Here is a 13,374-nt window from a genome sequence, read left to right as displayed (position 1 = left end):
GTCTTTGGAATTTTGTGCGTGTGTATCTTTGTTGTCAGTTGGTTATGTTGGTTATGCTGATTTTCTGGTTTTGATAGTAGCGACGGCCTCCACCAGCTCATCCCACGAACCGCCCAGTTCTGCGAGGAATTGTCTTCCCTCGTCGGTTAGCTCATAATATTTACGCGGTGGCCCCTGAGTAGATTCTTCCCATTTGTAACCCAACAGACCGTCATTTTTCAACCTGGTCAGCAATGGGTAGAGTGTTCCTTCCACGACAATCATTTTCGAGTTTTTCAATTCGTCGATAATGTCACTGGCGTAGAGGGGTTTTCCCTCGAGTACCAACAAGATGCAATACTCCAAAACCCCTTTACGCATCTGTGCTTTTGTGTTTTCAATTTTCATAACATTCCCCTTTCTTAGTCTGTAATCGTTCGCCTCAATGCCGGCTTGTCCTAAAAAGCCCAGTAATAATCATCGGTCATCCAGGCTTCCAATTTCAAATCTTCATCTTTTTCGCATACAATGCGATTGGCGAAGCAAGCGCCATTTGTCATCCATTCTTCCAACTCAAGCGGTTCGTCGGCAGCCACTTCAAAAAAGTGGTTGAACGCTCCAAAATAGGTGTCATCGGTCATCCAGCTTTCTACGTCCAGCGCATCATCAGTTGCCTGTTCAAAATTGAAGGCGGATGCATCGGCCGTGGCCGGTTCTTCTGCTGCCTGAGCTTCACTTACCATTAGCATGGCCATTTTACCGAAACTGTTGTAAGTTAACAACTGTTTCCATAATCCCTGGGCGCTCACGGTAAAACTCAACAAAACTACACTTACCACTACGGCGGCGCTTCTCAACAATGCTTGACTTACTTGATTGTTTCTGTTTTCCTGGTTGTTGTTCATTGTTTTCATGACTTTGTCTCCTGTTTGTTTTTTGTTTCGGTTTCTGTTTTCTAATGTCTAATTGTTTCTGTGTGCTTTGAGAACTTGTTTGTTTTCTGTTTCTGTTTTTAAGACGACTGATTTTTGTTTCCGTTACACTTATATAGAACTTTTTTTAAACTATTTCTATCCTTTACCTTGAATTTGGTATTACAAATATACATACAAAATATAGTTCCATGCAATGCATAGTAGTATATTTTTTGAAACAATTTTTATGCAATTAAACCTACAATGCTATAATACTGCTACTTACACATCAGAAAGACATTAAAATAAATTCGAGGGATATCGGCTAATTGAAGAAAAATACCGGCAAATGAAGTTCTCAAAACCAAAACAGACTACAAATAAGAGCAAAAAAAGGCTCCCCGAAGGAAGCCTTTTTATAAAATCGATAAAAAATCTTAGTTAAAGATATAACGAAGAGTTAATTGCATAGAATAAGTAGAATTATAACCGATTGTTTTTGTATAATCGTCATCCAACATATTGACACCATTTCTAACGAAGTTGTAAACAGGAACGACAGTGGTCCCCTGGGCGCGTTGATTAGTCTGTTTCAGAACGGCACTTTGGGTGTACGACCACTGAGAGCCCCACTTATTATTCAGAAGGTTACCGAAATTTTTGATATCCAATCCAACTTGAAGCGTGTTTCTCTTCCCTCCTACTTTTGTGAAGATATCTTGCGTAATCTTAAGATCAAAAGTATGAGACCACGGATATACATGACCATTCCGCTCGGCATAACGACCTTTTCTGTCTTTTAGGTAATCGTTACTGTTTACAAAAGCCCAAAAATCATCGGCCTGCTGCGCAGCACTGTATGTTTGCGTAGCTCCGGAGGCATCTTTAAAGGTATAATCTGCAAAAGTCAGTTCATCTTTGGTTTTTGGTACATAAATCAGGTTATAAGCACCCCCGTCACCCAAAACGGCAGCTGTATACGTATAAGATATTCTGCCTGAAGGTCCTCCTTCATAGAATAACGAAACTGTTGTTTGTAAATTTTTCAGGTATTCTTTCCGGTAACTTAGTGCACCTATTAAGCGATGAGGCATCACATAACTGGCATAACTCAATTCCTGCACATTTGCACCAAATGTATTGTACGGGGTGTACCATGCCGATGCAATTTGATCACCAACCCCGTCAGTCACATTTTTAGATTCACTGCGCGTGTAGGCAACCATAGCATCCAAGCCAAAGCCGAACGATTTTTCCAGCTTAGCTGTAATCGAATAATAATAACCTTCCTTTTCTGCATTAGTCAGCAAATATGCATTCCTCAAGGTATTGTCATAGTACTTGCCATAATACGGACGATTGTCTGCGTACCCTGGAATATCAGTATAAGCACCGGGTTTGATTCCCGCATTGGTCACAACCGCAGGATTAATGTCCTTATTTATGATCCCCTCTAAAGTGGCATTAATTCCACCGGGAAGTTTGGCATCCAGGGCTAATGATGTTTTCCAGGTTTGAGGCAATTTCAAATCGTTATCAATTAGCGTTACAGAACTGATTGAGGCTGTTGAGGCAGTAATCCCACTTGGATAAATTTGTTGCAACATGGCAATCCTGTCAGAAGTAAAAGAAGGAATTGTTTTACCATTCGTTTGTGTTGCAGTATAAGTTGTTTGCAAAACACCGGCATCACCCGACTGAGCCACAATCCATACAAACGGAATGCGGCCAGTGAACAAGCCAGAACCACCACGTAATACGAGCGAACGGTCGCCTACTAAATCATAGTTAAAGCCTACACGCGGCGATACCATCAGTTTCGTGCTTGGCAAATCCCTGGTATCATAATTTTTCATCAAGGTTGGATAATTATAATCACCTGCACTTAATGATGTATTGGCAACTTGTTCGTTGTAAGTATCCAAATCCGGATAAACCGGCAGCTCAACCCTGATTCCGGCTTGCATCTTAAATCGTTCACTCAATGTCACTTCATCCTGAATATACGCTGACAGTTGTTTGTATTTAAAGGTGGGAAAGGCTTGAGAGAAGTCTTCGTTAAATGAATGCGTTATCGCAAACTGATTTGGGTTGTTGTCTACAAAATCCTGCCATGTATTAAATTGGTAATAGCCTGCGCCGAACCGCTGAAAACCATTCTTGGTTGTGTTGTGTTCAAACTGAACTCCTGCCAAAAAGTTATGATTTTTAATTGAGAAAGTAACCTCATCAGTAACATTCAAAGTCTTTACATCGCGAAGGTTACCATATGAAAATAATTCAGTACCGAATGAGGTGTACACATTCCCGTCCTCAACGATGTCGACAAAAGGGAAAGCACCTCCAGCTGTAGAACGAGGCTCATCCTGATGCGAATATGACACCCGTAACAAATTACTGACCTTGCCATCATTAAATCGAGAGTTTAATTCACCCGCCAAACTCGAGAAGTTTGTTTCCTGATAATAACGTGCGTTTTCGAAGAAAAGAGCAGTCATTGCCGTTCTGCTGTTCGTCGTAAACGACCGATCACCCAAACCACTGGTCGACGTAGAAGGGTTTGAGGGGTTTTTCGCTTTGGTATCTGAGTAGCGGATATTGAATTTGTGATCATTGTTAATGTTCCAATCAATACGAGCAAAAAACTTACTGCCCGGACTTTCAGAAGAATATCCCTGATAAGCTCCCGGATCATACTGGTAAGACGAGATCAGGTAATTTTTAATTTCATCCATTTGCGCAGCTGTTGGACGGGCTACATTATCCGATCCGTCCGTGTAGGGATTCGCCGCAGTAGCTGCAACACGGGCAGGGCCCGGTTCAATTGATTCTTCCTTTTCATAGTTTACAAAGAAGAACAGTTTATCTTTAATGATGGGACCACCTATGCGAATACCATATAACTTATATTCCGATTCATTTTTAGTGAATGATACATCGCCTACTTTATTTCCTTTAAATGATTCATTATTAAGGTACGTATAGGCAGAACCACTAAATTCATTATCACCTGAACGTGTGACAGCATTAATACTTGCTCCGGTAAAACCGCTTTGGCGAACATCAAACGGTGTTACGCTAATCGAAATTTGGTCCAAGGCATCCAACGAAATTGGCGAACCACTGGCCGGCAGGTTTTGCCCAATACCAAAAGCATTGTTGAATGCAGCACCATCAACAGTTACAAAACTTTGGCGATAGTTACCTCCGCCAATATTTGCACCGTTTGAATTGATTGTTGCTTGAGGTGTCAAACGAATCAGGTCGTTTACACTTCTGCTGATGGTTGGCATTTCACTAATCTGACGGGTACTTAAATTCGTAATAGCACCGGCACGATCGCTTCTCATATTACTTTCTGCAGATCCAAAAACCATTACTTCACCGATATCAACAGAACTTTCGACCAAACTGGCTTCGAGAACCATTGACTCTCCCAAGTTCAAATTTATACCAGTATAAGTTGCCGCAGAATATCCAATAAACGAAACATTTACGGTATAGGGGCCACCGGGGCGCATGCCATTAACAATGTAGCGGCCTTCAGAGTTAGTAACTGTACCGTACTGGGTACCGGAAGGCTGATGAATTGCAACGACAGTAGCTCCGGGAAGAGCTTCCCCGCTTTTATCAGAAACAATCCCGCTCAAACTGGATGTAGTTACCTGAGCAATAACCGAATAACTTAAAACTAAAAATAGGATTAGTAAAGAAAAATGTTTCAGTAAAGCTTTCATAGAAAATAGATTTAATGATTGACCAAATAACATTAAAATATATTTAATAAGTATTAATACTATTTAACGTTTACATTAAGAAATCCGGCACTACATTATCTTCATGACTTTACCTCGTCTAACTCCCTAAAATCCTTTTAATCACGAATTGTTACCCATAAATATATTACGAGTAGCATTTGAGCATTTCAAATTACAACATTTCAACAGTATTCTACTAAAAAGTTGCCGGTTAAATACAATCTCTTTATGTTGTTGAGACGTTCATCTGAATGCCAACAAGGAAAAACCTGCATGATCACAAAATTTTAAGGACAATACGTTAACAGAATCATCATTGGACAAAAAACTTGTTCGATATTGGAAATGATCTATTTTTTTTTGATTTTTGCATACCAACCAGTACCAACCAGTAAGGTGCAAAGTGGTAATCTAAAACTAATCAACACAATGAAAAGAATCAATTGGTATCCAATTTCGATTGTACTGCTGCTTTTAACAGCCGTTGCCTGTACCAGCAAGTACACAGATGTTCCGTTTGAGGAACCGGTCCCCAAGCCTTGGGAAGATCCCACGATCAATCAAATCAACAAAGAAGCGCCCCAGGCGTCGTTTATTCCTTTTGCCTCAACGGAGCAGGCCCTGCTCGATGATAGTTGGTCGTCCCCCTTCATCCAGTCACTCAACGGTACGTGGAAGTTCCATTTGTCCCAAAACTTGGACGAACGCCCGTTCTGGTTCTTCAAAAACGATTACAACACGAAGGACTGGAGCGATATTGAAGTTCCATCGAACTGGGAAGTAATTGGTTACGATTATCCGATTTACACCAACGTAAAATACCCGCACGCAAAAACGCCACCACTGATCCAAAAAAACTACAACCCGGTAGGCTCGTACAAACGAACATTCACCCTGCCTAAGGATTGGAAAGGTAAAGTAATTTTTCTGCATGTGGGTGCAGCCAGCTCAAACCTGAATGTTTGGGTAAACGAGCAGTTTGTGGGCTACAGCGAAGACAGTAAAACCCCGGCCGAGTTCAATATTTCGCCCTACCTGAAAGGCGGCAAAAACACCATTGCCATTGAAATCCACCGCTGGTGCGATGCCAGTTACCTCGAAGACCAGGACTTTTGGCGCTTAAGCGGTATCACCCGAGACATATACCTGATGGCCCGTGAAAAGCAGAACATCCGCGACTTCAGGGTAATTGCCGGCTTGGATGATAATTACGAAAACGGAACGTTCAGCCTGACAGCCGAGGTAGTAAACTTACAGGAGAAAGCCGCTAAAGTTTCCGTAGAAGCCGAATTGTTCGATGGCAATACCAGCCTCAAAAAATACACTGAAGAAGTTGATCTGGCAGATACAAAAGCTATGATCTCTTTCGAAGATATCATCTCAGGTATCGAACCTTGGTCGGCCGAAAAACCGAAACTCTACCAACTGCTATTGACCCTGAAAAAAAGTTCCGGTGAAGTGACCGAAGTCATTCGTCAGGATGTAGGTTTCCGCACGGTGGAAATTAAAAACAAACAGCTGATGGTTAACGGTAAGCCGATCTATGTGAAAGGGGTAAACCTGCACGAGCACAACGATATCACCGGCCATGTCCAGGATGAAGAAACCATGCTGAAAGACATCCTGCTGATGAAAACGCACAACATCAACACCGTGCGCACCTCACATTACCCGCAGCCCGAAATGTGGTACAAACTCTGCAACCGGTATGGCCTTTACGTCATCGACGAAGCCAACATCGAATCGCACGGCATGGGATACGGCCCCGAATCGCTGGCCAAAGACCCGCTGTGGGGCGATGCGCACATGTACCGCACTGTGAACATGTTTGAACGCGACAAAAACCAACCGTCCATCATTACGTGGTCGCTGGGCAACGAAGCCGGGAACGGCGTAAACTTCGAAGCCACCTATCAATATCTGAAAGACATGGACAATACCCGTCCGGTACAATACGAACAAGCACACGGCGGAGCAAACACCGACATCAACTGCCCCATGTATGCCACCATTGAACACATGGAACGATATGCCAAAAACGATCCGCAAAAACCGATGATCCAGTGCGAATATGCCCATGCCATGGGTAACAGTGTTGGGAACCTCCAGGACTACTGGGACCTGATTGAAAGTTACGACGTGCTGCAAGGCGGCTGCATTTGGGACTGGGTTGACCAGGGACTGCTGACCACCAACGAAGCCGGAGAGGAATTCTGGGCTTATGGTGGCGATTTTGGCCCCGACACGGTTCCTTCCGATGGCAACTTCTGCCTCAACGGTCTGGTTGATCCCGACCGCGGAATCAAACCTCACCTGCTGGAAGTGAAAAAAGTGTATCAAAACATCGGCTTCAAACCGGTGAACCTGAAAAAAGGCGAAGTGGAAATCATCAATAAACATTCCTTTACCAACTTGTCTGATTTTGCCATTAGCTGGACAATCACTGCTGACGGAGCCATTTTAAAAGAAGGAAAACTGGATGATTTCGAATTGCAACCAGGCGAGAGCACAAAAATCCAACTGAATTATACGTTCGAGGCTGAGCCGGGAACCGAGTATTTCCTGAACTTTTCGGCCAAAACAAAAACCGAAAGCGGATTGGTACCTGCCGGTTACGAACTGGCTGCCGAACAAATGCTGTTGCCCGATTTCAAGCAAGCTACGAAAATTGACACCAACCAATTCCCTGCTCTTCAAACTGAAGAAAACGATGAAAAGATCACGGTGAAAGGAGAAGGCTTTGAATTGGTTTTCGACAAAAAGGCCGGCGTATTGGCCAGCTTCAAAACCGGTGAAACCGAACTACTGCTGGAAGGCCCGGAACCGAATTTCTGGCGTGCCCCTATCGACAACGACTATGGCAACGACTTGCACAAGCGCAGTCGTGTTTGGCGGAAAGCTGGCGAGCAACGTCGCGTAAACTCAGTCAAACTCGAAACAACCGCCAACAAAGCAACCATCAGTTTCAGCTTCGGTTTAAGTGATGAGGCCGGTGAAAAAATTGCCGACTACAACTCAACTTATACCGTATTTGGCAGTGGCGATGTACAAGTGGCCAACAGCTTCAAAATGGCGAAAAATGATTTGCCGGAAATCCCGCTGATGGGCATGAATCTGGTAATGCCAAGCCAATTCGACCAGATGAGCTGGTTGGGACGAGGACCTCACGAATCATACTCGGACAGAAAAACCAGTGCTTTTGTCGGGAAATACAGCGGCTCCGTAGCCGACCAATATTGGGCCTACGTACGTCCGCAAGAAAACGGCAATAAAACCGATGTCCGGTGGATGACCATCACCAATGATAGCGGCACCGGCCTGCTGGTGGTTGGCGAATCGCTGCTCGAGGTCAGCGCTCACCATAATATTATGGAAGATTTTGAGTCGCCCGAACGCACCGACGGCCGTCATATTGACGGGGTGAAACCGGTTCACCGGCACATTACCGATGTAAAACCACGCGACCTGACCTCGGTGAACATCAACTACAAACAAATGGGCGTTGGCGGAGATAATAGCTGGGGAGCATGGACCCACGACCAGTACCGCCTCACAGAAAAAGCGTACGACTATTCGTTCCGACTTAAGGCCATTACCGCTGAGGACGATCCTATTCAACTGGCAAAACAACTACTTTATTAATACTAACTCACTCTCAAAGCCCCGGCAGAACCATTTGCCGGGGCTTTTTTATGGTTCCCGACTCAGCTTCACCTCCGTGCTGGCAAAAACATTTCAGACAATTATGTGCGATTTTTTAAAATGGAATTCGTAATTTTGGCGCCTGATTTTTCGGGAATAAAACAGAGAAAGATGGAAAAAGAACAAATCCAAGTGATGTTGGAAAAAGACGGGTACATCACCGAAACGATTGACCCGACCGTGAAGCTGACCGAAGAAATTATCCGCTTAAAAATGGAAAAAAACGCCGTCATTTTAAGCCACTATTACGTTGACGCTGACTTGCAGGATATTGCTGATTTTGTGGGCGACAGCCTGCAACTGGCCCAGGCTGCAGCTAAAACCGAAGCAGATATAATCGTTTTTGTGGGAGTACATTTTATGGCCGAAACGGCAAAAATCATAAACCCTTCCAAGAAAGTCATCCTCCCCGATCTGAAAGCCGGTTGCTCGCTGGCCGAATCGGCCCCCATTGAAAAGTTCCGCGCGTTTAAAGCTCAATATCCCGACCATAAGGTCATCTCGTATATCAACTGCACCGCTGACCTGAAAACCGTGACCGATGTGGTGTGTACTTCATCCAACGCTGTAAAAGTGGTTGAAAGTTTCCCTAAAGACCAAAAGCTGATTTTTGCGCCCGACAAAAACCTGGGTAACTACCTCAACAGCCTCACCGGCCGCAATATGGTACTGTGGGATGGCGCCTGCATGGTTCACGAGCAGTATTCGGTTGAAAAGATCATCAACCTGATGGACGAAAACCCGGATGCCGAGTTCATTGCCCATCCCGAATGCGAACGCCCCGTGCTGCTGTTGGCCAAACACATTGGCTCTACCTCATCGTTGCTAAACTACGTACAGGAAAGCCCGGCCCAAAAGTTTATCGTGGCCACTGAAAGCGGCATTTTGCACCAGATGAAAAAAGCTTGCCCCAACAAACTATTCATCCCCGCGCCGGCCAACGATTCAACCTGTGCCTGCAACGATTGCTCATACATGAAACTGAACAGCTTGCAAAAGCTTTACATTTGCATGAAACACGAACTTCCTGAAGTTCAATTACCTGATGAGGTGATCGAATTGGCAAAAAAGCCGATTCTCCGGATGATGGAAATTTCAAAATAAGTTTATCAGATCGGAAATCAACGTTCAGCTATAAACAAGAAGTCCGGCTAAGGGCTCTTTTTCTAAAAAATCTTTTAAAACAAGGGTTTTGAACAGCTATTTGTTAATTAGTTTTATGCGAATAGCCCGAAACCGGTTTTACGATTTTGTATCTTCGTATTAATCGTAAAACTTATTTTTATGCCGTACCGAAGGTTGCCCAATACAGATCAGGCCAGAATGAGGGCCATCGAAACTGCTCTGGAAAAGGGGAAAAGGATCGCCATGAAAGAACTGGCTTTTAGCTTACAAAGCCTCGAAAAGATGCAATTTTTATATCCCCGTCTGACGGCTGCTATCCGCCAATTAAATGCCGCCAAACAAAACCAGTTCGATAAGTCACGGGAATACGGAGAAACCTTCAAAAGAGCAAAACTATACATCAGCCACTTTATTCAGGTGATGACCTTCGCCATCATCCGCGAAGAAATAAAACCTGAAGCACGTGCATTTTACGGCTTGGAAGTTAACTCGCAAAAAATTCCAGCCATCAACCTGGAAAAAGACGTACTGGAATGGGGCGAAAAAATAATTTCCGGCGAACAAAAACGGTGCATGCACGGGGGCAGCCCAATTTACAGCCCGTCCATCGCACTGGTTAAAGTCCACTACGAATCTTTTATTGACGCTTATCGCCACCAGATGATGCTCCAGAATATCACCAATCGTGCATCGGAACAAATCACTCAGGTTCGCGAAGAAGCCGACCAGCTAATCCAACAGGTTTGGAATGAAATTGAGACCAGGTACAGCAACTTGCCCGACGAACTAAAACGTGAAAAGGCAACCGATTACGGTGTAACTTATTTCTATCGGCCAGCCGAGTTAAAAAAGATGGAAGCCGACAAACTGCAAACTAACCTTTTTTAAAAAGAAATTCGAAAAGAATGGTCATTCCTTGACTACCAATTCATTTACCGGCCCGGCTTTTTTCATGGCACGTATCAGTATATAAGTCAACCACAAGCTGATGGCGGCCAATGGCCACAGGTAGATAGAACTGTCGCCAAATTCAAAATTGAAAATCCGCTCCACCTGTTCGTTACCGCGGCTGGCAGCATGCAGCGACAAAACGCCCAGCGCATTGTTCACAAAATGGCACAAAACCGGCAGCCACAACGAGCCACTGTAAACCAGAATATAGCCAAACAAAGCTCCAAGTAACAATCGTGGCACAAAACCAAAAAACTGCATGTGCAGTGCGCTAAACAAAAAGGATGAAATCCAGATTCCCCAATGATAATTCCGGGAGATTTTGGTGAAGATTTTTTGAATGACCCCCCGAAACAGAAACTCTTCACCAACAGCGGGAATCACCGCAATCATAAACAGATTGAAAAGCAGGCCGCCGGTGGTTTCCACGCGGATAAACCGGTCGATCAGCTGTTCGGCCTGAGTTTCCATGGTGCGCATCCATTCTTCCATGCCCGATAAAAAGCCGGGTAAACTCATGTCGCTGTTCCATTTCCCAACCATGGTGACAAATGGTGCAAAAGCCAGCAAAGAAAATACTGCCAACCCGACTACTTGTTTACTCACCTTCGTATTCAACCGGAGATATCGGGCAATGTTCCCGTCGAACAGCCAGGCCACAACCAAAGGCGGCAGCACAAACAAGCCTACCGACTGCACCACCTGGAAATATTTAAGGATCATGATAGTTCCCGGATCGTCCCAATTGCCGCCGGATAAACTGGAGAGCATTTCATTCAACCCGATAACCGGAATAGCTGCAACAATAGCCAGCAGAAACAAAACCAGAAAACTCACCAGGATTACAAACGCAGTCATGATTAGTTGCGACCAGGGATTCATCCCCCGAAATGCAGTAAACGCCATGTCATTCATTTTTGAAAATCCAAATATACACCTTTCTGGTCTTCCGAAAAACAGCCAGCCTAGCCGTTTCATCCATCCTTCGTAAGGACGAATTTCCCAAACTGTTCAAACTGATTATCTTTGCGCCGTAAATTAAGAAAGACCGTGAAAATTGGAAATATAGAACTGGGAACAATGCCGCTTTTTTTGGCGCCAATGGAAGACGTCACGTACAAATCGTTTCGCTATATGTGCAAAAAATTTGGCGCCGATGTGATGTACACCGAATTTGTATCGTCAGAGGCTTTAATTCGCGATGTAAAAAAGACGCACCAGAAGATGCACCTGTTTGATTTTGACCGACCGGTGGCTATACAGATTTACGGGCACGATATTCAGTCGATGGTGAATGCCGCCAAAGTAGCCGAAGAAGCACGACCCGATTTTATCGACATCAACTACGGCTGCCCGATGAAAAAAATTGTAGCCAAAGGCGCAGGGGCCGGCATGTTGCAAGACCTGGTAAAAATGCAGCGCATGACCGCCGAAATCGTCAAAGCTGTCTCGTTGCCGGTAACTGCCAAAACACGGCTGGGCTGGGACGAAAATTCGAAAGTAATTACCGCGGCCGCCGAACGGTTACAGGATGCCGGCGTGGCTGCACTGGCCATTCACGGACGCACCCGCAAACAGCTATACACCGGCGAGGCCGACTGGAGCCTGATTGCCGAAGTGAAAAACAATCCGCGCATCACCATTCCCATCATCGGAAACGGCGACATCAACGGTCCCGAAAAAGCAGCTGAGTTTTTGCGGCAAAGCGGCGTGGATGCCCTGATGATCGGACGCGGGGCCATTGGCCGCCCTTGGATTTTCAGAGAAGTGAAAAATTACCTGCAAACCGGTGAGGTCCTCCCCCCGCCTACCGTCGTCGAAATCGCACAAAACATGCTCGACCAGCTGCACATGTCAATCGAATGGAAAGACAACGTGCGCAGCGGCATATTGATGATGCGGCGCCATTTTGCCAAATATTTCCCCGGCCTGCCCAACTTCAGGCCTCACAAAATAAAGCTGTTGCAAGCCACCGAAATGGAGGATATTGAACAGATTATGTCCGAAATTATTGAACACTACGGCGATTTGCGGGTTGATTACACAAATGTCAGTCTAAAATGACCGGGGAACGCTTCAAAAAATATTATTCCGAAGAAACTTTCACGGAAAAGTTAAAAAAGTACGCTAAAACCGCAGGCATGCAGGTCGTTTACGCGGCACTGCTCCTCTATTTTTTACTGAAAAACGAGAAGGTTCCTTTCAAAGCCAAGCTCACTATCGCCGGGGCTTTGGGCTATTTTATCCTGCCAACAGATGCCATCCCCGACCTGGCGCCGCTCATCGGGTTTAGCGACGACCTGGGTGTGCTGATTTTTGCCCTGTCACAAATCAGCATTCATATCACCCCCGAAATAAAAGCCCAGGCCCGCAAACAGCTTCAGCACTGGTTCAAACAAGTTGACGAGACTGAACTCGATGCCCTCCACGAGAAGATATCCTGATACCAACATTTTTACTTCATTCACAACCTCAATAACCGTTGATAATCAACGACAAATCACAATGGCACTGTTTTTGATTTTTCACTAGCAAACCAAGCATTCAGAAACCATGAAACGTAAACTACTCATCTTAATTGCCGCCATCGCGATGATCGCTTTCAGGAACACCGAAGCAAATGCACAGGTGGTAGTGCCCGAAAAGCCGGTACCACCCAACGTGCAAATGCAAACACCACCAAAACCAAGCTCTGCCCATGTGCTGATTCCCGGCCATTGGGTGTGGTCGCGAAAACAAAAAGTTTACCTGTGGGTTGTATCCACCTGGATACCTGAGAAAGAAGGACACAAATGGGTATCAGGTTATTGGAAAGAGTTGCCCAAAGGTTGGAAATGGGTGCCTGGCCACTGGGAAAAGATCGATAAACGACGCTATTTCTTTAAATTATAAAGCGGCTTTCATGGCGCATCTTGTTTGTTTCGAATGTTTAATTGTTGGGAAAG

Annotated in this window: 10 protein-coding genes; 6 read left to right on the top strand and 4 right to left on the bottom strand. The window is 44.8% G+C overall.

Features of this window, described 5'->3' with window-relative positions:
• Positions 1-51: 51 nt before the first annotated feature.
• The 3 genes from N2K84_RS04715 to N2K84_RS04705 form a co-directional block, all read right to left on the bottom strand.
• Entirely contained in the window at positions 52-387 is a 336-nt protein-coding gene (locus tag N2K84_RS04715; protein WP_282590627.1) for a PadR family transcriptional regulator, read from the bottom strand.
• A gap of 50 nt (positions 388-437) precedes the next feature.
• Positions 438-893: a hypothetical protein gene (locus tag N2K84_RS04710; RefSeq protein WP_282590626.1), complete on the bottom strand. Its 456-nt coding sequence runs from the start codon at positions 891-893 to the stop codon at positions 438-440.
• Between the two features lie 437 nt (positions 894-1,330).
• Positions 1,331-4,630, bottom strand: a complete 3,300-nt coding sequence (locus N2K84_RS04705) for a TonB-dependent receptor (RefSeq protein WP_282590625.1) — start codon at positions 4,628-4,630, stop codon at positions 1,331-1,333.
• Positions 4,631-5,080: 450 nt separating this feature from the next.
• On the opposite strand from N2K84_RS04705, the gene lacZ reads away from it, so the two are divergent.
• From lacZ to N2K84_RS04690, 3 genes are all read left to right on the top strand, one after another.
• Entirely contained in the window at positions 5,081-8,293 is a 3,213-nt protein-coding gene (gene lacZ, locus N2K84_RS04700; RefSeq protein ID WP_282590624.1) for a beta-galactosidase, LacZ type, read from the top strand.
• Positions 8,294-8,464: 171 nt separating this feature from the next.
• Positions 8,465-9,457 carry a quinolinate synthase NadA gene (nadA, locus tag N2K84_RS04695; RefSeq protein WP_282590623.1) on the top strand — a complete coding sequence of 331 codons (993 nt, stop codon included), beginning with the start codon at positions 8,465-8,467 and terminating at the stop codon, positions 9,455-9,457.
• A 180-nt stretch (positions 9,458-9,637) separates the two neighbouring features.
• Positions 9,638-10,366, top strand: coding sequence for a hypothetical protein (locus N2K84_RS04690; protein WP_282590622.1), 729 nt, complete (start codon positions 9,638-9,640; stop codon positions 10,364-10,366).
• Positions 10,367-10,387: 21 nt separating this feature from the next.
• Here the strand turns inward: N2K84_RS04690 and N2K84_RS04685 are convergent, their stop codons facing one another.
• Complete coding sequence (locus N2K84_RS04685) at positions 10,388-11,335, bottom strand: CPBP family intramembrane glutamic endopeptidase (RefSeq protein WP_282590621.1); 948 nt, start codon at positions 11,333-11,335, stop codon at positions 10,388-10,390.
• 144 nt (positions 11,336-11,479) lie between these two features.
• Between N2K84_RS04685 and dusB the strand changes: the two genes are divergently transcribed.
• The 3 genes from dusB (at position 11,480) to N2K84_RS04670 (ending at position 13,321) form a co-directional block, all read left to right on the top strand.
• Entirely contained in the window at positions 11,480-12,493 is a 1,014-nt protein-coding gene (dusB, locus tag N2K84_RS04680; protein WP_282590620.1) for a tRNA dihydrouridine synthase DusB, read from the top strand.
• Positions 12,490-12,873, top strand: coding sequence for a YkvA family protein (locus N2K84_RS04675; protein ID WP_282590619.1), 384 nt, complete (start codon positions 12,490-12,492; stop codon positions 12,871-12,873). Before dusB ends, N2K84_RS04675 begins: the two co-directional genes overlap by 4 nt.
• 109 nt (positions 12,874-12,982) lie before the next feature.
• Positions 12,983-13,321 carry a hypothetical protein gene (locus N2K84_RS04670; RefSeq protein WP_282590618.1) on the top strand — a complete coding sequence of 113 codons (339 nt, stop codon included), beginning with the start codon at positions 12,983-12,985 and terminating at the stop codon, positions 13,319-13,321.
• Positions 13,322-13,374: the final 53 nt, after the last annotated feature.

The sequence above is a fragment of the Gaoshiqia sediminis genome (assembly GCF_025907915.1).
GTDB classification, from domain to species: Bacteria; Bacteroidota; Bacteroidia; order Bacteroidales; family Prolixibacteraceae; genus Gaoshiqia; species Gaoshiqia sediminis.
This window is presented reverse-complemented; position numbering and strand designations above follow the sequence as displayed.